This window comes from Vibrio sp. 1288, assembly GCF_033344475.1.
In genome coordinates, this window is record NZ_JAWPOX010000593.1 from 1 (window position 1) to 671 (window position 671).

A 671-nucleotide genomic window follows, 5' to 3' on the forward strand; every position below is an offset into this window, starting at 1 on the left:
TGACCGCTGGCTAGCGCTTGGGTTGCAGTATCCCACTTACTGTCAGGTAATTGGTTGTTGATCAATAAACTCAGGCGGCGAAATTGCGTCAGCGCTTGACGCAGAGTGTCGCTGTCGATGCTGTCTCGCTCAAGTTTAACCATCGCATTGGTGTAGAACTCAACGCCGCCAGTGGAGATCACTAAGTTCTCGAAAAGTTGGGCGACTTGCCACGGCTGCTCACCGACCGCGATCGGTACAATGCCATTTTGCTTAGCAAGCTCCATGGCGGCGAACATCTCTTGCCAGTTTTTCGGCTCGGATAGATTCAGTTGTTTAAGCAGCTTGTGGTTGACCCACAGCCAGTTCAAACGGTGCAGCGTAAGTGGCAGGGCGATGTAGCCGTTTTGTGTTTTGTTGATTTCAATAGATAGCGGGTAGAGCACCTCGTCCCAGCGCTGCTCATCGGCAACTGCGTTGACGTTGTGCAAAATACCGATGGCATCCCACGCCTTAATACTTGGTCCCTCGATTTGCGCGAAGCTGGGAGGATTGCCCGCCAGTGCGCGAGCTTGCAGTACCGTCATCGCACTGTCTCCACCACCGCCTAACACCGGGCTTTGCAGCAGCTCTATATCGTGCTGTTTTAGCTGAGCTTTAAGTGTTTGCAGCGCTTGCTGCTCGCCGTCAGA

At 53.4% G+C, this 671-nt stretch carries 1 protein-coding gene; it reads right to left on the reverse strand.

Annotated elements, in window-relative coordinates:
• On the reverse strand, nt 1–671 hold a 671-nt coding region (locus R8O11_RS28215), incomplete at both ends, for an ABC transporter substrate-binding protein (protein WP_318194999.1).